This window comes from Neptunitalea chrysea (genome assembly GCF_027924145.1).
Classification (GTDB): domain Bacteria; phylum Bacteroidota; class Bacteroidia; order Flavobacteriales; family Flavobacteriaceae; genus Neptunitalea; species Neptunitalea chrysea.
Genome location: NZ_BRVP01000007.1, coordinates 22,004 through 41,896, shown reverse-complemented (window position 1 = coordinate 41,896; position 19,893 = coordinate 22,004). Strand labels below are relative to the sequence as shown.

The following is a 19,893-nucleotide window of genomic DNA, read 5'->3' as shown; positions in this document are numbered from 1 at the left end:
ATGATTGAAGTTAAGACTCTTGAAGAGATTGAATTAATGCGAGAAAGTGCTTTAATTGTTTCTAAAACTTTAGGAATGTTAACCACCGAATTAAAACCTGGGGTTACAACAAGCAAATTAGACGAGCTAGCTGAAACTTTTATAAGAGACCATGGTGCTTTACCTGGTTTTAAAGGATTATATGATTGCCCATCTACCTTACTAACCAGTGTTAACGAAGCGGTAGTGCACGGCTTACCAACAGATGTACCGTTAGAGGAAGGTGATATTATTTCTATTGACTGTGGTGCTTTAAAAAATGAATTTTATGGTGACCATGCCTATACTTTTGAAATTGGCGAAGTAGCACCAGAAACTAAAAAATTATTAGAGGTTACTAAGGAATCGCTATACCGCGGAATTAGAGAATTGAAAAACGGAAACCGTGTGGGTGACGTTGGGTATGCTATTCAAAATTTTTGTGAAGCTGAAGGATATGGTGTAGTTCGTGAATTAGTAGGACATGGATTAGGTAGGAAAATGCACGAAGATCCTCAAATGCCTAATTACGGTAAAAGAGGACGAGGTAAAAAATTTCTTGAAGGTATGGTAGTTGCTATAGAACCTATGATTAATTTAGGCACGCACCGTGTAAAACAATTAAAAGACGGGTGGACTATTGTAACAGCAGATGGTAAACCTTCTGCTCACTTTGAACATGATGTAGCTTTAGTAAATGGGCAACCTGAAATACTTTCTACCTTTGGATATATTTATGAAGCATTAGGTATTACGTCTGACGAAGAAAAAGAATTTAGAGCTAAGGAATTGGTATTATAATTTGAAAAAACTATTTAAAATAGTACTGAATACAGTACCTCGCCCCCTTTTAATTCGTTTAAGTTATTTAGTACGTCCTTTAGTTGCTATAGCTCTAAAGGGCTCCAAATACACTGATCCTATTGATGGAAAAAGCTTTAAAGAGTTTTTACCTTACGGATATGGCACTCAACGTAGCAACGTATTATCACCTTCTACCCTTTCTTTAGAAAGACATCGGTTATTGTGGTTATACTTAACCAACGAAACCGATTTTTTCACCAAAAAATTAAAGGTTTTACATTTTGCACCTGAACAGGCTTTTTATAAAAGATTTAGAAAGATGCAAAATCTCGAGTATACCACTACAGATCTTAATTCTCCTTTGGCAGATGTAAAAGCAGATATTTGTAATCTACCATTTAAAGACAACTCCTACGATGTAATTTTTTGCAATCATGTTTTAGAACATATCCCCGATGACACAAAGGCTATGCAGGAATTATTCAGGGTTTTAAAGCCCGGTGGTATGGCTATTTTACAAATTCCGCAAGACTATAACAGAGAAGTTACTTTTGAAGATAATACTATTACCGACAAAAAGCAGCGTGCAGAAATTTTTGGACAATACGACCATGTAAGGGTATACGGAATGGACTATTTTGATAAGTTAAGAAGTATTGGCTTCAAGGTTATTGAAGAAGATTATACCAACAAAATACCGCAAGAGCAAGTAAATACCTATTGTCTTGCAAAAGGAGAAATTATCCCAGTATGCCACAAACCTTAAGATGAGTAGCATAACAATTTTTTAAGGTTACTAATAGGAAATGATATTCACAAATGCTTCTTTTTTAATAACCCCCGAAGCTATTACCAAATATCTTTTAAACCATTTGTTACGGCATCATCATATCTCTCTTTATTAAATCTATAAAGAAACGGAGCCTTATGCGCACCTATATTTCGTATCTCGTTAAGCTTCTCCAGAATTTGATATTTCATCACTTTTCGATAGAAATTCCCACGATTTAATTTCCTATCTAATATAATTTCATATAAGTTTTGCAGTTCCGACAAGGTAAATTTTTCGGGTAGTAGACCATATCCCACAGGTCTTAACATTAGACTCCTACGAAGGCTTTCTAATCCTTCTTCAAAAATAGTTTGATGGTCTAACATAATTGCCGGAAGATCTTTTATGTCTTTCCAACCACAATCACTAGAAAGCTTATCTTTATTAGGTTTTACCTGCTTATAATCTACCAATGCATAAAAACCGACTGTAATAAAACGCCTTTTTAGCCACAGAACATTTGTATTTCCTTCAATAATTTCATCTGTTCGGTTTGCTTTACCAAAGGTTTTAAATTGCTTTAGGTAAATATCTTTAGCTCCTGTGCGTTCTTTCAAAACTCGTATAGCAGCGTCTTCCAAGTTTTCGCGTTTTCCTACAAACCCTCCAGGAAGCCCCCAATCTTCTCTGTGCTTCATTTTTAACATCAGTACCTTCAATTGTAATTGCTCGCTATCAAAGCCAAAAACAACACAATCGAGAGCTATATGTGGTAGAAAGTTTGATTCAAGATAATGAGACTCCTGAAGCTCTTTTTCGTTTTCTTCATTCTCCATTTCTTTCTCTAAATTTTCAAAATACAAAAGTCTCTAAAAAATACAACAAATTAAAACCATACAAAACTTTTTTCTCAAAAAAACACACTACAATACTTTTTTCACAAAAAAATAAGCGCTTATTTTTTTTCTAAAAAAACGCTTTATCATTGCTTTGAAATAAATCAATAAATTATCCGTAAACTTTTTTACTCCAAACACGTAAGAATTTTTACTGGATAAAACTTAACTAGATTGTATAACAAAAATTAACCGTATTAATGAAAAAATTTATATTTCTGCTAGTAGTTGCAATAACTATCTCTGGCAGTTTAAAAGCACAATCGTTGATTTACCCAAATTCGATAACTGATCCATTAACAACCTTAATGCCTAACTTGGTAGTTTATCCCGATGAGCATCAATCACTCCAAGGATACTTAAGAGGCTCTTCATGGGGAGCAGGAGAAACTTTTGATTACGCAAACGTTTTTGGTGAAGCAACAATTAAAGCCGACTATGCAAAAGGCTTTACTAAAGGCTATGGTTTCTTTAAAGGAGAGATAAGAGCTCGTAATGGAGATTTCTTTGGAGTTAGTGAAACCGAAATTGAAATTCGAGATTTGTATGTTGGTTTAGGAATCATGATATTGAAGTAACTTTGGGTAACCAAAATGTACAATGGGGAAGAGGAATTGGAGCCAACCCTACCAATAACATAAGCCCTTCAAATGGATTTTTCTTAACAGCTAATGGTAATGACCAAAAAATGTACAACTTTATGCTAAAGACAAAAGTGTACATTAACCCTAATTTAGAGTGGGAAGTTATAGCAATACCCATTTACAAAATGGATGTTGTTAGGTTAGATTTATTGAACATACCTGTTGCCACAATAGATGATTCGTTACCGGAAAAGAAATTTAAAAATGGATCATTTGCAACCAAATTAAATTTAAACGGAGGACCTGATGGTGCCTCACTATCCTACTACAATGGCTACAGCACCTCACCAGGAGTTAATACTGGATACGACCAAGAGGTAGGTCCGTACGCCTTTAATCAGCCATATAAGATGCAAGTATTTGGTGGTGATTTTATGCATCGATTCGCAGGAAAATCAGACGGAAAGGATGCAGATCCAAGCAACGAATTACTAATCTCTGCAGAAGCTGCTTATTCTAAAATTGAAAATAATGATGATGAGGGCTTTATTCCTCAATCCAATTTAGAATTTTCTGCAGGATTTATAAAACAATTTTGGAATAGCACTAAGCTAGATAACTTTACCTTGATAATGGCGTACAAAGGAAAATATACCCCAAACTTTGAAATCGCAGCCTCAGATGATACCGAAAAACTACTTTCGCAACAATTATTTGGGCAATTTAAAGGCTATGTTCAAGGGGTAACAGGCATATTCACAAAAACATGGATGAATCAAAAACTTAAATTAACTCTAGTAACCAACTACGTAATTACACCACAACCTGATGGCGATAGTACTGGACACTCTTTTTTAATATACCCGCAAGCAAACTGGGAAATTAATGACGATCTCATTGCTTCTGGTGGTTACTTCAACCTTGATGGAGCAGGTTCCAATGTTGCAGGCCCATTACTTAACGGTGCTTTCTTAGGTTTAAAATACAGATTAAAAATAAAATAATATTTTATCCTCAATAATTATGGACGTTAATAAAAGAATATGTATATACATATTCTTTATAAGCATACTATTGGGTACAATGGCAAATGCTCAGGAAAAAGTTTCGGCAGAAGATATCTTATCTAAAATGACACCGGAGCAAAAAATAAGAGAACTAAACGGAATAGACAACTATAAAAGTCACATCTTTAAAGACTTAATACACACAGGTCTTACAGGCAAATCAATACACACTCCAAGTGGAGGCAATAAAAAATTAGGTATCCCCTACCCTATATTGGGCAGATGGACATAAAGGGGTTAAAACAGGCGGTAAATGGACGGCCTTTCCAACCACCTTATTAAGAGCCGCTACATTTGATAAAGACCTTGAATATAGAGTAGGACAAGCCATGGCTTCAGAAATGGAAGCCTCAGGCGGAACATTGTTGGGTAGTTGTACTGCCAACTTATTGAGAAACCCAAGAGGAGGTAGATCCGAGGAATCTTATGGCGAAGACACGTTTTTATCGGGTGCGTTAGGAACTGAGTTGGTGAAAGGAATTCAGGCTAATGGCAAGGTTATGGCTTGCAGTAAACACTTCATTTTAAACAATATTGAAAACAACCGTTTTAACTTGAACGCTATTGCTAATGAAAGGGTTATGAGAGAAGTGTATATGCCACAATTCAAGAAAATGGTGCAGGAAGGAAACATAACGGCTTTCATGACTTCATATAATAAAGTGAATGGAGTGCATTGTTCTGAAAACGAACACCTTTTAACCGATATTTTAAGAAATGATTGGGGCTTTGATGGGTTTTTAATTTCAGATTGGGTGTACGGGACCTATAGCACTGCAAAATCTTTAAAAGCAGGTTTAAATATTGAATTGCCTATGCGTCACTATTATAGCCAAGACTCTATAATGGCTGCTATTGATAGAAAACAAATTACTTGGAAGGATGTTGATAAAGCGGTTTTACAAGTGCTAAGAAAAAAATTGGAATACGGATTTAGCAACCCACATAAATTGGATAAAAATGTACGGGACAATAACGAAGCCCATTCTCAGGAAACGGCCGAAAAAGCTATGGTGCTCCTAAAAAATGATAATGTGTTGCCATTTAACACATCTAAAATAAAAAATATTCTATTAGTTGGAGAGCTTGCCAAATATGATAATTTGGGACAATACGCTCACACACCTGAAGTGCCAAGCCATTTAAGAATAACACCTTATAAAGGGGTTAAAAGATATCTGAAAGGCACCGATGTTGCGGTATGGTATACTGACGGTAAAAATAAGGATGAATTTCAAAAATTAGCTTCAAGAGCAGATGCAGTTATTGTTTGTGTAGGGTTTACAGCGCTTGATTAAGCCGAAAACTTTCATACTTCCGAAGGATTGGATATCATGTCCTTACCAGGAGGAGGAGACAGACAAAATATGAATCTCCATCAAGACGATATTAATTTAATCAATCTAACGTCTCGTTACAGTAAAAATGTTGCCGTGGTAGTATTTGGAGGAGGTCCTCCTATTGTATCGCAATGAATTAACAGAGCTCCTTCTTTAATAATTGGTGGAGTTCCGGGACAGAACGGTGGAAACGCCCTAGCCAACATTTTGTTCGGAAAAGTAAATCCTTCAGGAAAACTGCCCTACAGTATTTTTAAAAATGAAAACGATTATCCGCCATTTCCAGACAGTCATTTAAAAATGCAAAAACAATGGGAAATAAATGAGGATAAATATATAGACCCCTTTGACGTGGAATATAATTATTATTTAGGGTACACACTAGCAGAAAAAAAGAACATTCCCGTTTCTTTTCATTTCGGATTTGGTTTAAGCTATACCCAGTTCAAATTCAATAATATTACAACAGACAAAAAACATATTCTGAAAACGATACCATCGAGGTAAATTGCACTATAACCAACATCGAGAATATGAAGGGAGGAGAAGTAATGCAAGTATATGTAGGGTATGAAAATGCTAAAATTGAACGACCTATGAAAGTTTTAAAAGGCTTTGAAAAAACATACTTGAACACTGGTGAATCTCAAAATATTAAGGTGAAAATCCCTGTAAAAGAGCTAGCGTACTGGGATGTTAATAGTAAATCATGGAAAGTAGAGAAAATAGACTATAGCATATATGTAGGGAATTCTTCTCAAAATGAAGACTTACAAAAACTACAAATTAGCGTAAAATAAAGCTAAATCACAATCCAAATAGAACGCCCTGAAATACGGGCGTTCTTTTATTTTATAGCACTGAATATCCTAAACAGATAAGTAGATTCTTTATTCATTACGTAACGTTTAAGAAATCTAAAAACACTGTTACTAATTCATAAAAAACTCCACTGAAAGAATCACTTTGTTGATTTAATATAATCAGCCATCATATAGGGATACATAAACATAGAGAAATAGAAGTATGAAAAATGAACCTACTATAAAAGGTTCTCCACAAAGTTTGGCTACATTTTGCTATTATTTAGTTCTGCACATTTTTGGATAGGAGTTTATCCCACTTATATCAGAAATTAAAAAACATTAGCACTACCTACTCCAACATAAGTTTTTTAAAATTCTCCGTTTGATAAAACTGCTCTTTGTTGCTATCATCCATATAAATAAAGTATGCATAAATTTCAGGATGCATTTTTAAAAATCCAATACTTTTATCTACATCCATCGTCATAAAAGCGGTAGCTAATCCATCAGCTCTCATTGTTTTTTCAGCTAAAACAGTAGCACTTAAAATCGTACCTTTTTGCGGCAAACCCGTTTTAGGGTTCATTGTATGTACGTATTTTTCACCCGTAACGGTATCTAATATCACTTTACGATAATTACCAGATGTAGCCATCCCCAAATCTTGAATATTAATTCTTGCTATCAACTTTCGTGGTTCATAAGGATCCTGTAAAGGATCATCTATCCCAACTACCCAATTTTTGTCCTTCAATGTATTCGTCCCTATTGCCGCTAATTCACCTCCTACTTCAACAATTGCATTGTTAATTCCATTGGCTTTTAAAAAATCAACTAATACATCTACAGAATACCCCTGAGCAATTGAGTTGAAGTCCATATAGATTTCCGGGTATAATTTTGAAATCGTACCATCGGGGCGTAATCTCACTTTCTCCAGCCCTATATAATCCATAACACTATCAAGCTGCTCTCTTGACAAATGTTTTATTTGTTTTTTAGGGCCAAAACCATATACCTTCATCAATGTTCCTACTGTAGGGTCAAACAAGCTATCAGACTCCATAAAAATACGCTCGGAAGCCTTCATTACCTTTTTAAAATGATCATCAACTACCACTAATGTGTCTCCGTCATTCACTTTACTTACTATAGAAGTAGGCACCCAAGTAGACATCGAATTATCAATAACCGCAAAAATAGAATCGATTTGCTTTTTTGAAACTACTTCCGACTCGCTAACATATTTAATAGCATACGTACTCCCCTGAGCAGTTCCTTGTATAACAAACTCTTTAATTTCTTCTTTTTTCTCACAACTTGCAAACACTCCTATAAGAGCAAGCAGCACACATATATTTTTCATAATTTATATTTCAACAATACCATTATAACTAACTACGTAATCATCATTCTTTGCTACTGGCTTTTGATAATCTGTAGCATTCGCCAAACCAACACCTGCATAATACGTGTTGGCATTAAACTTTAAAGCATGCTGCTTAATAGTTTCCATAAAAACATAATCTATGTCATGCGGATTATCAGGATACAAAATTACCCGTACTATTACAAAATGCTTTTTCTTATTAACATCTACACAAACAAACTGGGGATCTCTTTTTAACTGAGAATTCACAGCTAAAAATTCCCACTTTCTAGCCTCAAGCTCTTTACCTACAATGTTCATAGCTAAATTATGCAGCTCCTGTTCTGTTAGTACTTCCATAGCTACAAAAATAAATATCCTGAAATTGAAACTAGTCAACTTCAGGAATTATTTTAAATAAGTAATTACTTTATATAAAACTTGTTAGTCCTTATGTACTGACACACGTGTAACATCTTTTACAGTCAATTTAATTTTAGCAGAAGATTTGATAAAGAAGCTATACCCTTTACCCACTCCATAAGGTGCTGGCAGACTTTCACTGTTAGCTATTGTCATCATTAAAAAGGATACAGTACCTGTATTAGAAAATGCAAATGTAGATTGTTCTAAAACATATGAATCTACAGAACTATTATTATCCATTTTAAAAGTTAACTTGGTTTCCGAATTAGATCCAGCTCCAGTTTTCTCATAAGCAACCTCCACTCTCCATAAATGTACTTGACCTAAAACACCATTTTCAATAAACGTACCTAAATTGGAATTGTAAATACTGCTTTGAGTTGGATTTGTATCATTTTCAGGCCAATCGGTCACCGGAGAACCTGCAAAGACCAAATTTCCACTATACGTAATCGGTTGGTAAACGTTAACCTCATAGTTTTGATTTATATTCAAATAAGGATCACCACCTGCAGCACTTTCAATTTTTACAGTACCTTCGTTTTTTACTGGAGTTTCCCCACCTACATTTAAAATTTGCCAAGTAGTACCATCATAAAAACGAACCACTTTATCTGTCTTATCATACACAATCATACCTTCAACAGGGTTTATTATACCATCGTCAAAGTTACCAGCAACATTATCTGCTCCATCAGGATCTTCATTTCTTGGTAAAACTAAAGTCGAGTCATCAGAAACAATATCCAAAATACCTTGCGGATTAGTTGTTCCTATTCCTACCTGAGCCAAAGCTCCATTAAACATCATAAACAAAACAACAAAGGTGAATACTTTTTTCATAGCTAACAGTTTTAATCTAATAGATACACCAAAAATACAAACACTAACTATCTAAAAATGAGTAGTTCCGATAGGTTAAAATTTGGTTTCGACAAATAACAACTATCCTCCGATAAACTATTTCGCCCTACCAATTGTCGACAAAAAAAGGGCTGTCTTAACCAGACAGCCCTCTTATTTATATCGATAAATGGTTTATTATCCACCAAAGTCGTCGAAACGAACATTTTCTTTCGGCACACCCCAATCGTCACACATGTTAACAACAGCCTTGTTCATCATTGGAGGTCCACAGAAATAGAATTCAATATCTTCAGGAGCATCATGCTTAGATAAATATTTATCTATTACCGCCTGGTGAACAAATCCAACAAATCCGTCACCTTCGCTATCTGTATCTTCTTTCACCTTCCAGTTATCTTCTGGTAATGGTTCAGATAATACAATATAGAATTTAAAGTTAGAGAATTCTCTTTCTAATTCACGGAAGTGTTCTAAGTAGAACAACTCACGCTTAGAACGTCCACCATACCAGTAAGAAACTTTTCTTCCTGTTTTCAACGTTTTGAATAAGTGATATAAGTGCGAACGCATTGGTGCCATACCTGCTCCACCACCTACATATAACATTTCAGCATCAGAATGGTTAATAAAGAATTCACCATAAGGACCAGAAATAATTACTTTATCGCCTTGTTTTCTAGAGAAGATGTATGAAGAAGCCACCCCTGGATTCACATCCATCCATCCGTTCTTAGCTCTGTCCCATGGCGGAGTAGCAATACGAACGTTCAACATAATATCTCTACCTTCAGCAGGGTAAGAAGCCATTGAATAAGCTCTTTCTACTGTCTCAGCATTTTTCATTACTAATGGCCATAAGTTAAACTTATCCCACTCTAATTTAAATTTATCAGGAGTTTCGTGCTCCTCTGGGTGAGCTGTGATATCAATATCACTATATTTTACCTCACAAGTAGGAATCTCAATCTGAATGTACCCACCAGCTTCATAATCCATATCTTCAGGAATTCTAACTACAAATTCCTTAATAAAAGAAGCAACGTTATAGTTACGTACCACTTCAGCTTCCCATTTTTTAATCCCAAAAATCTCTTCTGGAACTTCGATTATCATGTCTTGCTTTACTTTCACCTGACATCCTAATCTCCATCCATCTTTTAACTCTTTTCTTGTAAAGTTAGGCACCTCTGTTGGCAATGCCTCTCCACCACCTTCTAATACCTTACACTTACACTGTAGACAGGTACCACCACCACCACAGGCAGAAGGTAAAAATATTTTATTATTACCTAACGTTCCTAATAGTGAACTTCCTGAGGAAACTTCTACATTTTTTTCTCCGTTTATCTTTAAGGTTACAGGCCCTGAAGGAACTAATTTTGCTTTAGCTCCTAAAAGTATACCTACTAATAATAGGATTAACCCTAAGAAAACCACTAAACTTGCTATAATTACCATAGTATAATATCTTCTTTACTAATTAATCTAAACTTATACCCATAAAACTCATGAACCCAATAGCCATTAGCCCAGTAATAATAAAGGTAATACCTAACCCTTTTAACGGAGCGGGAACATTAGAATAAGTTATTTTCTCTCTAATAGCTGCGATTGCTAATATAGCCAAGAACCAACCTACACCAGAACCTAAACCATAAGTGGCAGCTAAACCAACATTAGAAAAATCTTTTTGTTGCATAAATAACGATCCTCCAAGGATAGCACAGTTTACCGCAATAAGAGGTAAAAAGATACCCAACGCACTATAAAGTGCCGGAGCAAATTTTTCAACAATCATTTCTACTAATTGTACCATAGAAGCTACTACGGCTATAAACATGATAAAACTCAAAAAGCTTAAATCCATACTGGCGTACTCTTCACCTAACCAACTTAAAGCTCCGGGTCTTAATAAATACTTATCTAACATATAGTTTGCAGGCACAGTAACAAATAATACAAAGATTACTGCCGCCCCTAAACCTACTGCTGTTTTAACAGACTTAGAAACTGCTAAATAAGAACACATTCCTAGGAAATATGCGAAAATCATATTATCTATGAAAATGCTTCTTACGAAAAGATTAATATACTCTTGCATTCTACTAATATTTTTTTAGTTATAAAAACCCGATTAGTTTTCAATTAATTTACGGTTACGCGCACGTTGCACCCATATAAGAATACCAACAATAATAAGTGCCATTGGTGATAATAACATTAAACCGTTATTCTCATATCCCAATGCATATAAACCTGTAGAGTCAGCCATCGTAGCTCCTTTTTCACCAAAAATTGGGAAACCTAATAATTTACCAGATCCAAGTAATTCTCTAAAGAATGCAACAATAATTAAAATTGCTCCATAACCAGCAGAGTTACCAATACCATCAAGAACCGATTTCCATGGACCGTTACCTAAAGCAAAGGCTTCTAAACGTCCCATTACAATACAGTTGGTAATAATTAAACCTACGAATACCGAAAGCTGTTTACTTACATCATAAGCAAATGCTTTCAATACTTGGTCTACCAAAATTACTAAAGCTGCAACAACAACTAATTGAACGATAATACGAATACGATTAGGAATTAAGTTTCTTAAAAGTGATACAATAAGGTTACTAAACGTAACAACTGCCATTACCGCTAACGACATTACAATAGCAGGTTTTAACTGTACTGTAATTGCCAAAGCAGAACAAATACCTAGTACCTGTACTGTAATAGGGTTATTATCATCTAAAGGATCTGAAAGTAACTTTCTGTTTTTCTTAGAAAAAAGAGGCTCTTTTTCCTTAGCTACAAAAAGCACTATTGGTGCTTTCACACTATTTTCTTTTACTTTATTCTCCATAACTCTTTAGTTCTTTAAAGCTATTGTTGATTCTTGTTTTTTAAAGTAAGCAAGATAATGCTCTAAACGCTCTTTTATCATTGCCTCTACACCTTTACTAGTAATAGTTGCTCCAGAAATTGCATCTACAGCATTATCATTCCCAGCGCTTCCGCCTTTCATCACAGTGATACCAACAAATTTTCCACCCTCATCTTCAATTTTCTTATCATGAAAACGTGCCTGAAACCATCCTTGAGTTATCTCTGCTCCTAATCCAGGAGTTTCTCCTTTGTGATCAAAAACAACACCTTTAATAGTATTTAAATCACTATCTAAAGCAATATATCCCCAGATAGCATCCCAAAGACCTGCTCCTCTTAATGGTATTACATAAAATGTTTCACCATCCAATTTAGCTATGAATAACGGATAATGTTGTTCACTCTCTGGTCTTTTAATTTCACTAGTTAAATCAATGTCAAAAGCAACTTCATCTTTATCTACAGTTCCATCGTTGTTTAGTGCTAATTGATTTTCAGTGGTAAAATATTTATCAAATAAAGGCTTTGCTGCATCTCTCTCTACCTCTACTCCAATGGTAGAAAGGATATTTTGCATTTTCTCATTCTTTATATTCTCGTTCTGTCTGTCTTTTAAAGATTCAGAAGTAAATGCTAATGTAAATGCAACAATAATTACCATTACAATAGCAAATATAAAAGTATATGCGTTACTATCTCTATTCATGACTTACGTAGTTTTTAGTTGTTTAACAGCCAATCTCCTCTTTCTTCTATTTACACTAGCCTCAACCACATAATGGTCAATAGTTGGTGCAAATACATTAAGTAACAAGATTGCCATCATTACTCCTTCAGGATATGCAGGGTTAAATATTCTAATCATAATACAGAACATCCCAACCAAAACACCATAAATCCATTTTCCTTTAGTAGTCTGAGCAGCCGATACCGGATCGGTAGCCATAAACACAAGACCAAAAGCAAAACCTCCAATCATTAAATGTTCATACCATGCTAAAGTCATTAATGCATTTACATGAAACACGTTAAAAATAAGTCCCATAATAGTTGCTCCTATAACACCACCTACCATAATTCTCCAGCTAGCAACACCTGTAAGTATTAAAATAGCAGCTCCAACTAAAATCCATAAAGTTGAAGTTTCTCCAATAGAACCAGGTATAGCACCAGAAAACATACTCCAAGCATCATACTTGTCATGAACCATATTTAATACATCTGTAACTTTATCTCCTTTACCCTCGGCAAGTTGTCCTAAAATTGTAGCACCAGAAATAGCATCTGTAGTAGAAGCATCGGCAACCCATACTTTGTTACCAGACATAAAAGTAGGATATGCAAAAAATGCAAAAGCTCTGGCTGTTAACGCAGGATTCAAAATATTCATCCCAGTACCACCAAAAGCTTCTTTACCAATTACAACTGCAAAAACTACTGAAACCGCTACCATCCATAAAGGTATATCTACCGGCATAATCATAGGAATAAGTAATCCTGAAACAAGATACCCTTCGTTTACCTCGTGACCTCTATAAATAGCAAAGGCAAATTCAATACCTAAACCAACTGCATAAGAAACCACAATCATTGGTAACACTTTCCACAAACCAAACATAAAACAGCTCATAAAATCTACAGCCTCACCTGTTTGTACGTTGTGTTGGTATCCTGTATTATACATACCATAAATTAAAGCAGGTATAAGTGCAATAACTACAGTAATCATGGTTCTTTTTAAGTCAACACCATCTCTAATGTGTGCTCCTTTTTTTGTAGTGTGATTAGGAACAAACAAAAAAGTGTCTAATGCATTAACAGCAGGTGCCCACTTTTCATATTTTTCGCCTTTCGCAAAAGGCTTCTTAAAATTATCTATTTTATCTCTTAAACTCATAATACCTGTAATTATTAACCAACTTCTTTAATCATTACATCTAACCCTTGTCTGATTATTTCCTGTGCTTCAATTTTAGAAGTACATACATAATCTACCAAGGCAAAATCTTCTGGAACAACTTCGTAAATACCTAGACTTTCCATTTTCTCCAAGTCTAAAATCATACATGCTTTAAGTAATTGCATTGGATATACATCCATAGGCATTACTTTCTCCATTTCGCCGGTAACAACAAGAGCACGCTCTTCACCATTTATGTTTGTATTAGCATCAAACTTTTTACCAGATAACCAAGCAAAAGAAGTTTTAGCATAACTATGTACAGAGTTATCTTTAAATGGCATCCACCCTAAAAATCTGTAATTATTACCTTCAGGTATTACAGTAATCTCATTATCATAGAAACCTAAAAACCCATCAGCAGTTACTTTATCACCCGTCAATACGTCTCCAGAGATAATTCTACAATCTTCAGAAACACTACCAATAATATCAGAAACCGAAGCTCCTATTTTAGTTTGGTAATATTTCGGCTCACTAATACATGAACCTGCTAATGCAATAACTCTGGAAGCATCAAATTTCCCCGTTAAGAAAAGTGTTCCGATGATAGCAACATCCTGAGGACTTACTACCCAAACACGCTCTCCTGCATTTATAGGATCTATATGATGAATTTGAACTCCAACATTTCCTGCCGGGTGCGGACCAGAAACCCCATGAAGTTCAACTCCTGTAATTTCTTTAAAATAAGAAGAAGACGTTTTATCAATGCTTAAATGTACCTTCCCAGTAGTTAACTTGGTAAGCGCATTGACACCTTCCTGAAAAGCATCTTTTTTATCTTTCAATGCAAATGTTACATCAGCCGCAAGCGGAGCTGTATCATACCCTGAAATAAAAATTGCTTTTGGTGCATCTGCAGGATTAGCTATAACGTCATAAGGGCGTTGCTTTATAAATGGCCAACAACCACTATCTAACAAAGACTGTTTAACCTCATCACTGCTCATGGCAGCAAGAGATTTAACACCATGCTCTACAAACGTATCTGTAGCGTCTGCTTCAATTAACACATCTAAAATAACGCGCTTGGCACCTCTTCTAACTTCCTTAACTTTTCCACTTACAGGCGACACAAATTTAACTGAACTACTATATTTTGAGAAAAATATAGTCTCTCCAGCCTTAACGGTGTCTCCCTCTCTTACAACCATTTTAGGGGTAACGTCATGAAAATTTGAAGGTTTTATAGAAAAGACTTTAGACCTTGGCGCTTCCGAAAGTAGGCATTCCGCCTCTCCTTTGAGCTTGATATTTAAGCCTTTTTTAATACGAATGTCGTTTGACATATTTACTTGATTTGATATATTAGTTGCATAAAAATCCTCGCAAATTTACTGAATTACACTTATTTTTTTAAGGCATATTTCATTTGATCGTTTATTTATATTTATTCTAAATAAACGTAGAAAATTCAAAATTAACATTTTATCTTTAACACAATATTTTGATTATATTTATCGAAATTTAGAAGTGTAAAAATGCAAAGAATATATATTTTATTCAGTTTAACCTTTATATCTCTTTTTTCCTATTCTCAAGAAAAAAAGGAAGTTACACCACCTGACTATATCAAAACAATCATTTTCAAAGGCCCAACAGACGACCAATTCCCTGTTATTACACTTAGCGAATATTTTACGTTAGAGTTTGATGATCTAACGGCATCCGAAGCTGATTATTACTATAAAATCATTCATTGTAACTACGACTGGACACCTTCAAACCTAAGCAAAAGTCAATACCTTAATGGTATTGATGACCAACGAATTACCACCTACGAAAACTCTTTTACCACACTACAATCATACTCGCATTACACTCTCACTTTACCAAATACCCAGACAAGATTATCCATCACTGGAAACTACCTTTTAGAAATATACAACGACTACGATGAGCTCATGTTCTCTAGAAGGTTTGTGGTATATAAAGCCAGCCATGGCATTGATGTAGAAATTAAACGATCAAGAGATTTAAACTACTCGACAACTAAACAAGTCGTTCATTTTGAAATAAGCAACACCTCATCAATCATCAATCCTCAACAACAATTAAAAACAGTAATTCTACAAAATTATAACTGGAATACTGCCATTAAAGACATTAAACCTCAGTACACATTAGGAAATCGTCTTGTATATAAATACGATCAAGAAACTGCCTTTTGGGCTGGGAATGAATACCTTAATTTCGATAATAAAAATGTACTTGTATCGGGTAATGGGGTTCGAAGCATAGAATTACAAAACATCTATCACACCTATTTATATACTGCAGAAAGACGCAATAACAAATTGTACACTTATTTCCCAGACATTAATGGGGACTTTGTTTTAAATACAACTAACGGTAGAAATAATGAAACTGAAGCAGAATACACCTATGTACATTTTAGCCTAGAATATGATCCCTATATTGGATTTAACGATGTATATGTTTTTGGCAAATTCACCAACTACGAACTTTCTGAAGAATTTAAACTAGAAAAAGATGACCATACAGGACTTTTACAAACAACTACATTATTAAAACAAGGTTTTTACAATTACAAATATGTTATTGTAGATAGCAATAATAATGTAGACTACGATTTTATTGATGGTAATTTTTACCAAACCGAAAACAGCTACATGGTACTACTTTATTATAGAGGATATGGAGATTTATATGACAGCCTTATAGGCATAGGCTACGGAAATAGCAAGTACATTAGTAACTAAACCTACTACACGCAAACAGCAACCAACTAAATGTATGTGGAAAAAAATAAAAAGCAAACGCAAACAACTTAAATATAGAGGAACAGAATGTCTTAACTGCAAGCACCCACTAGATTTAAGTGATAGATATTGCCCAAAATGTTCTCAAATAAATTCTACCAAAAGAATCACTTTTTTAGATTTAATTAGAGACTTTTTTGACACCATTTTCTCGTACGATTCTAAATTCAGAAAAACCATCTGGGTTATGTTCAGATACCCAGGGAAAATTACAAAAGAATTTACCTTAGGAAAACGAATGAATTATTCAAATCCTTTTCGGTTTTTCCTAAGCATATCATTTCTATACATTATTATTTTACTACTTTTTATTGATCTTTGGCAAATAGATGATTTTGTAAACGATAAAAGCCAAGATATTTTCGGAAAAATTCCTTCTACCGAAGCCATAAACGACTCAATAGAAAAAGAATTAGCTGATGAAGATAAAGAAACGCGTGAAAAAGCTAAACAATTTATAACTATTAATAGCGCAAATAAAAAGAAAGAATCTCAGGAAGAAGCTGAAAAAGAAGCTAACCAAGATTCCGTCCAACAAATTAAAGACTCAATACATTATTTTAATGCCCCTAAATTCTTTGATTCTATTTCTCAAAACGTTCCCAGAATAATCAAAAGAATTGATTTTAAAGCTGATGCTTTTCACTACGGAATAAAACAAAAAAAAATATACTCCTTAGACAACCTTTTAAAAGATATGAGACTCCCCCATTCTTGGGAAAATCAAATCTCCTACAAATTCGCTTTCAATAAACACCGAATTAAAAACTCTCCAAGCCTTTATATTTCCTTTATTATAAACAAATTACCGTTTGTTATTTTCTTTACAGTACCATTCCTTGCATTTTTTATTTGGCTTATCTATTCCAAAAAGAAATTTTTATACATGGATCATATGGTATTTTGCTACCAAACCTTAACCATCCTTATTCTCTCTATACTTATTTGGACATTAGTAACACTCCCTTTCGGAGAATCATCTTTCTCAGCAACACTATTCCTCATCTTATATTTTTACAATATTATCTACTTATATAAAGCAATGCGTAGGTTTTATGACCAGTCTAGAATTAAAACTTTTATTAAATACGTCTATATCAATACCTTTTTTAGTATATTAGCAGTACTATTTATAAGTATATTTGCACTAATTAGCTTCATCATGTATTAAGATGGTAACACAAGTAACCCGAGGTATTAAAATAACAGTTAGCACGTCTTTTGAAGGTACTTTCTTCAAAAACTATAAAATGCACTATGCTTTTGGGTATTGGATTACCATTGAAAATCAAAGTAAAGATTCTGTACAACTTGTATCAAGACACTGGGATATTTTAGACTCTCTAAACGACGTAGAATTTGTTGACGGGGAAGGTGTTATTGGTAAAAAACCAGTTATTAAACCAGGAGAATCGCACACTTATAATTCAGGATGTTTATTAGCATCTCCTATTGGAGCAATGAAGGGATATTTTAATGTGGTAAACTTCACTACCACTAAAAAGTTTAAGGTTATTGTACCTACCTTTAGATTAAACGCTCCTTTTGCAATTAATTAATAATTTACACTAAGTACATAACATTAAGAGTATTCTAACGCTTTTAACTACAATTATCTGTTTTTAAAATTATACATTTGTGAAAAGCAAATAATAATTTTTTTAAAACAATTAGAAGATATGGGAAAAGGTTTTTTTCAAGTCCCTGTTGCTATTAACGAACCTGTTAAATCGTATGCATCGGGAAGCCCTGAAAGAGCGTCTGTTTTAGAACAATATAAAGCATTTTACAATAGTACTGTAGAAATCCCTATGTACATTGGTGCTGAAGAAATAAAAACTGGTAATACCGCAAACATCACCCCACCTCACGACCATCAGCATGTTGTTGGTTTGTACCACTTAGCTGAAAAATCACATATAGAAAAAGCTATTGCTACATCGCTGGAAGCAAAAACCAAGTGGGCTGCTATGCCATGGGAACAAAGAGCTGCTATATTTTTAAAAGCCGCTGAACTTATCTCTGGACCTTATAGAGATAAAATGAACGCAGCTACTATGATAGCGCAATCTAAAAACATATATCAAGCAGAGATTGACTCGGCTTGTGAGATTATAGACTTCCTCCGTTTTAATGTTGAGTACATGTCCGAAATCTACGAAGACCAACCAGCATCTGACAAAGGAATTTGGAATCGTGTAGAGCACCGTCCTTTAGAAGGTTTTGTATACGCTGTTACTCCATTCAACTTTACTGCTATTGCTGGTAACTTACCAGCGAGCGCAGCAATGATGGGTAACGTAGTTGTATGGAAACCTAGTGATAGTCAAGTATATTCTGCAAAAGTAATTGTAGATGTATTCAAAGAAGCCGGTGTACCAGACGGCGTTATCAACGTAGTTTATGGTGATCCTGCAATGATTACCGATACTGTTTTAGCGAGTCCTGATTTTGCAGGTATTCACTTTACCGGATCTACAAACGTATTTAAAAACATATGGTCTAAAATAGGAGCCAACATCCATAATTATAGAACCTACCCTAGAATTGTAGGTGAAACTGGGGGTAAAGATTTTATTATTGCACACCCTAGCTCTATAGAAAAGCAAGTAGCAACTGCCATTTCTAGAGGTGCTTTTGAATTTCAGGGACAAAAATGTAGCGCTGCTTCAAGAGTATACTTACCTAAATCTAAAGCAGAAACCATTTTAAATTACGTGAAAGAAGATGTAGCTTCTTTTAAAATAGGCTCTCCTGAAGACATGAGTAATTTTATTACTGCGGTAATTCACGAAGGTTCTTTTGACAAACTAGCTAAATATATTGACCAAGCCAAAGCAGACGCTGATGCAGAAATTATTGCAGGTGGTAACTATGACAAATCAAAAGGGTACTTTATTGAGCCTACGGTAATTTTAACCACCAACCCTAAGTACACCACTATGGAGACTGAGCTTTTTGGTCCGGTAGTAACTATATATGTATACGAAGATGAAAAATGGGCTGACACGTTAAAACTTGTTGACGAAACTTCTGAGTACGCTTTAACAGGAGCCGTATTTTCTCAAGACAGGTATGCACTTACAGAAGCTACACAGGTATTGGAAAATGCAGCAGGTAACTTCTACCTTAACGACAAACCAACCGGAGCTGTTGTAGGACAGCAACCATTTGGTGGTGCCAGAGCATCAGGAACCAACGACAAAGCAGGTTCTGCAATTAACTTGTTAAGATGGGTTTCTCCAAGATTAATTAAAGAAACATTTGTATCTCCTATAGATTATAGATATCCGTTTTTAGGAGAATAGAGAGTATTAA

23 protein-coding genes and 1 pseudogene are annotated in these 19,893 nt (G+C 34.6%); 14 read left to right on the top strand and 10 right to left on the bottom strand.

What is annotated here, in order from left to right; translation table 11 throughout:
- Together map and NBRC110019_RS06285 are read left to right on the top strand one after the other, a co-directional pair.
- Positions 1-819 (top strand): type I methionyl aminopeptidase, encoded by an 819-nt coding sequence (gene map / locus NBRC110019_RS06290; protein WP_281753362.1) that lies wholly within the window; start codon positions 1-3, stop codon positions 817-819.
- A 1-nt stretch (position 820) separates the two neighbouring features.
- The gene (locus NBRC110019_RS06285) at positions 821-1,588 is read left to right on the top strand and encodes a class I SAM-dependent methyltransferase (protein ID WP_281753360.1); all 768 of its coding nucleotides are present in this window, start codon (positions 821-823) and stop codon (positions 1,586-1,588) included.
- 83 nt (positions 1,589-1,671) lie between these two features.
- On the opposite strand, the gene NBRC110019_RS06280 is transcribed toward NBRC110019_RS06285, so the two are convergent.
- Positions 1,672-2,430, bottom strand: a complete 759-nt coding sequence (locus NBRC110019_RS06280) for an NUDIX hydrolase (protein WP_281753358.1) — start codon at positions 2,428-2,430, stop codon at positions 1,672-1,674.
- Between the two features lie 260 nt (positions 2,431-2,690).
- Between NBRC110019_RS06280 and NBRC110019_RS06275 the strand changes: the two genes are divergently transcribed.
- The 8 genes and pseudogenes from NBRC110019_RS06275 to NBRC110019_RS06240 all read left to right on the top strand — a co-directional run bounded on the left by NBRC110019_RS06275 (position 2,691) and on the right by NBRC110019_RS06240 (position 6,281).
- Positions 2,691-3,068, top strand: a complete 378-nt coding sequence (locus NBRC110019_RS06275) for a hypothetical protein (RefSeq protein WP_281753356.1) — start codon at positions 2,691-2,693, stop codon at positions 3,066-3,068.
- Between the two features lie 2 nt (positions 3,069-3,070).
- Positions 3,071-4,078: a hypothetical protein gene (locus NBRC110019_RS06270; protein ID WP_281753354.1), complete on the top strand. Its 1,008-nt coding sequence runs from the start codon at positions 3,071-3,073 to the stop codon at positions 4,076-4,078.
- Positions 4,079-4,157: 79 nt separating this feature from the next.
- Positions 4,158-4,373: a hypothetical protein gene (locus NBRC110019_RS06265; protein ID WP_281753352.1), complete on the top strand. Its 216-nt coding sequence runs from the start codon at positions 4,158-4,160 to the stop codon at positions 4,371-4,373.
- Positions 4,374-4,416: 43 nt separating this feature from the next.
- A pseudogene (locus tag NBRC110019_RS06260) lies at positions 4,417-4,995 on the top strand (glycoside hydrolase family 3 protein); the annotation flags it as partial.
- Entirely contained in the window at positions 4,987-5,439 is a 453-nt protein-coding gene (locus NBRC110019_RS16850; protein WP_309297641.1) for a glycoside hydrolase family 3 C-terminal domain-containing protein, read from the top strand. The pseudogene NBRC110019_RS06260 and the gene NBRC110019_RS16850, both read left to right, overlap by 9 nt.
- Positions 5,440-5,475: 36 nt before the next feature.
- Positions 5,476-5,616 carry a hypothetical protein gene (locus tag NBRC110019_RS06250; protein ID WP_281753350.1) on the top strand — a complete coding sequence of 47 codons (141 nt, stop codon included), beginning with the start codon at positions 5,476-5,478 and terminating at the stop codon, positions 5,614-5,616.
- On the top strand, positions 5,617-5,988 hold the full coding sequence (locus NBRC110019_RS06245) for a glycoside hydrolase family 3 protein (protein WP_281753556.1): 372 nt from the start codon (positions 5,617-5,619) through the stop codon (positions 5,986-5,988). It begins immediately after the preceding gene.
- Positions 5,989-6,014: 26 nt separating this feature from the next.
- Positions 6,015-6,281 carry a fibronectin type III-like domain-contianing protein gene (locus NBRC110019_RS06240; protein WP_281753348.1) on the top strand — a complete coding sequence of 89 codons (267 nt, stop codon included), beginning with the start codon at positions 6,015-6,017 and terminating at the stop codon, positions 6,279-6,281.
- Positions 6,282-6,636: 355 nt separating this feature from the next.
- Here NBRC110019_RS06240 and NBRC110019_RS06235 read toward each other — a convergent pair whose 3' ends face one another.
- From NBRC110019_RS06235 to NBRC110019_RS06195, 9 genes are all read right to left on the bottom strand, one after another.
- On the bottom strand, positions 6,637-7,653 hold the full coding sequence (locus NBRC110019_RS06235) for an FAD:protein FMN transferase (protein ID WP_281753346.1): 1,017 nt from the start codon (positions 7,651-7,653) through the stop codon (positions 6,637-6,639).
- A 3-nt stretch (positions 7,654-7,656) separates the two neighbouring features.
- Entirely contained in the window at positions 7,657-8,016 is a 360-nt protein-coding gene (locus NBRC110019_RS06230; RefSeq protein ID WP_281753344.1) for a DUF8840 domain-containing protein, read from the bottom strand.
- A gap of 84 nt (positions 8,017-8,100) precedes the next feature.
- Entirely contained in the window at positions 8,101-8,925 is an 825-nt protein-coding gene (locus NBRC110019_RS06225) for a phage tail-like protein (RefSeq protein WP_281753342.1), read from the bottom strand.
- A 198-nt stretch (positions 8,926-9,123) separates the two neighbouring features.
- Positions 9,124-10,407, bottom strand: a complete 1,284-nt coding sequence (nqrF, locus tag NBRC110019_RS06220; RefSeq protein WP_281753340.1) for an NADH:ubiquinone reductase (Na(+)-transporting) subunit F — start codon at positions 10,405-10,407, stop codon at positions 9,124-9,126.
- A 22-nt stretch (positions 10,408-10,429) separates the two neighbouring features.
- Positions 10,430-11,050 (bottom strand): NADH:ubiquinone reductase (Na(+)-transporting) subunit E, encoded by a 621-nt coding sequence (gene nqrE, locus NBRC110019_RS06215; RefSeq protein WP_281753339.1) that lies wholly within the window; start codon positions 11,048-11,050, stop codon positions 10,430-10,432.
- A 33-nt stretch (positions 11,051-11,083) separates the two neighbouring features.
- Entirely contained in the window at positions 11,084-11,806 is a 723-nt protein-coding gene (locus NBRC110019_RS06210) for an NADH:ubiquinone reductase (Na(+)-transporting) subunit D (protein ID WP_281753338.1), read from the bottom strand.
- A 6-nt stretch (positions 11,807-11,812) separates the two neighbouring features.
- Positions 11,813-12,535, bottom strand: a complete 723-nt coding sequence (gene nqrC / locus NBRC110019_RS06205; RefSeq protein WP_281753336.1) for an NADH:ubiquinone reductase (Na(+)-transporting) subunit C — start codon at positions 12,533-12,535, stop codon at positions 11,813-11,815.
- Between the two features lie 3 nt (positions 12,536-12,538).
- Entirely contained in the window at positions 12,539-13,726 is a 1,188-nt protein-coding gene (locus NBRC110019_RS06200; RefSeq protein WP_373876993.1) for an NADH:ubiquinone reductase (Na(+)-transporting) subunit B, read from the bottom strand.
- 14 nt (positions 13,727-13,740) lie between these two features.
- A complete protein-coding gene (locus NBRC110019_RS06195) occupies positions 13,741-15,081 on the bottom strand; it encodes a Na(+)-translocating NADH-quinone reductase subunit A (protein ID WP_281753335.1) in 1,341 nt (446 codons plus the stop codon).
- 192 nt (positions 15,082-15,273) lie between these two features.
- Between NBRC110019_RS06195 and NBRC110019_RS06190 the strand changes: the two genes are divergently transcribed.
- The 4 genes from NBRC110019_RS06190 (at position 15,274) to pruA (ending at position 19,883) form a co-directional block, all read left to right on the top strand.
- The gene (locus NBRC110019_RS06190; RefSeq protein ID WP_281753334.1) at positions 15,274-16,515 is read left to right on the top strand and encodes a type IX secretion system plug protein; all 1,242 of its coding nucleotides are present in this window, start codon (positions 15,274-15,276) and stop codon (positions 16,513-16,515) included.
- 34 nt (positions 16,516-16,549) lie between these two features.
- The gene (locus NBRC110019_RS06185) at positions 16,550-17,746 is read left to right on the top strand and encodes a DUF3667 domain-containing protein (RefSeq protein ID WP_281753332.1); all 1,197 of its coding nucleotides are present in this window, start codon (positions 16,550-16,552) and stop codon (positions 17,744-17,746) included.
- Between the two features lies 1 nt (position 17,747).
- Positions 17,748-18,134: a Co2+/Mg2+ efflux facilitator ApaG/CorD gene (apaG, locus tag NBRC110019_RS06180; protein WP_281753331.1), complete on the top strand. Its 387-nt coding sequence runs from the start codon at positions 17,748-17,750 to the stop codon at positions 18,132-18,134.
- A 120-nt stretch (positions 18,135-18,254) separates the two neighbouring features.
- Complete coding sequence (gene pruA / locus NBRC110019_RS06175; RefSeq protein ID WP_281753329.1) at positions 18,255-19,883, top strand: L-glutamate gamma-semialdehyde dehydrogenase; 1,629 nt, start codon at positions 18,255-18,257, stop codon at positions 19,881-19,883.
- Positions 19,884-19,893: the final 10 nt, after the last annotated feature.

What these genes read in the sequence shown, in the direction of transcription:
- NBRC110019_RS06210 (WP_281753338.1), bottom strand. Translation starts at nt 11,806, where the DNA reads ATGGAGAATAAAGTAAAAGAAAATAGTGTGAAAGCACCAATAGTGCTT.
- NBRC110019_RS16850 (WP_309297641.1), top strand. Translation starts at nt 4,987, where the DNA reads ATGGCTGCTATTGATAGAAAACAAATTACTTGGAAGGATGTTGATAAA.
- nqrC (WP_281753336.1), bottom strand. Translation starts at nt 12,535, where the DNA reads ATGAATAGAGATAGTAACGCATATACTTTTATATTTGCTATTGTAATG.
- NBRC110019_RS06250 (WP_281753350.1), top strand. Translation starts at nt 5,476, where the DNA reads ATGTCCTTACCAGGAGGAGGAGACAGACAAAATATGAATCTCCATCAA.
- NBRC110019_RS06190 (WP_281753334.1), top strand. Translation starts at nt 15,274, where the DNA reads ATGCAAAGAATATATATTTTATTCAGTTTAACCTTTATATCTCTTTTT.
- NBRC110019_RS06230 (WP_281753344.1), bottom strand. Translation starts at nt 8,016, where the DNA reads ATGGAAGTACTAACAGAACAGGAGCTGCATAATTTAGCTATGAACATT.
- NBRC110019_RS06240 (WP_281753348.1), top strand. Translation starts at nt 6,015, where the DNA reads ATGAAGGGAGGAGAAGTAATGCAAGTATATGTAGGGTATGAAAATGCT.
- NBRC110019_RS06235 (WP_281753346.1), bottom strand. Translation starts at nt 7,653, where the DNA reads ATGAAAAATATATGTGTGCTGCTTGCTCTTATAGGAGTGTTTGCAAGT.
- NBRC110019_RS06275 (WP_281753356.1), top strand. Translation starts at nt 2,691, where the DNA reads ATGAAAAAATTTATATTTCTGCTAGTAGTTGCAATAACTATCTCTGGC.
- pruA (WP_281753329.1), top strand. Translation starts at nt 18,255, where the DNA reads ATGGGAAAAGGTTTTTTTCAAGTCCCTGTTGCTATTAACGAACCTGTT.
- NBRC110019_RS06195 (WP_281753335.1), bottom strand. Translation starts at nt 15,081, where the DNA reads ATGTCAAACGACATTCGTATTAAAAAAGGCTTAAATATCAAGCTCAAA.
- NBRC110019_RS06225 (WP_281753342.1), bottom strand. Translation starts at nt 8,925, where the DNA reads ATGAAAAAAGTATTCACCTTTGTTGTTTTGTTTATGATGTTTAATGGA.
- NBRC110019_RS06265 (WP_281753352.1), top strand. Translation starts at nt 4,158, where the DNA reads ATGGCAAATGCTCAGGAAAAAGTTTCGGCAGAAGATATCTTATCTAAA.
- NBRC110019_RS06185 (WP_281753332.1), top strand. Translation starts at nt 16,550, where the DNA reads ATGTGGAAAAAAATAAAAAGCAAACGCAAACAACTTAAATATAGAGGA.
- NBRC110019_RS06280 (WP_281753358.1), bottom strand. Translation starts at nt 2,430, where the DNA reads ATGGAGAATGAAGAAAACGAAAAAGAGCTTCAGGAGTCTCATTATCTT.
- NBRC110019_RS06200 (WP_373876993.1), bottom strand. Translation starts at nt 13,726, where the DNA reads ATGAGTTTAAGAGATAAAATAGATAATTTTAAGAAGCCTTTTGCGAAA.
- map (WP_281753362.1), top strand. Translation starts at nt 1, where the DNA reads ATGATTGAAGTTAAGACTCTTGAAGAGATTGAATTAATGCGAGAAAGT.
- nqrF (WP_281753340.1), bottom strand. Translation starts at nt 10,407, where the DNA reads ATGGTAATTATAGCAAGTTTAGTGGTTTTCTTAGGGTTAATCCTATTA.
- apaG (WP_281753331.1), top strand. Translation starts at nt 17,748, where the DNA reads ATGGTAACACAAGTAACCCGAGGTATTAAAATAACAGTTAGCACGTCT.
- nqrE (WP_281753339.1), bottom strand. Translation starts at nt 11,050, where the DNA reads ATGCAAGAGTATATTAATCTTTTCGTAAGAAGCATTTTCATAGATAAT.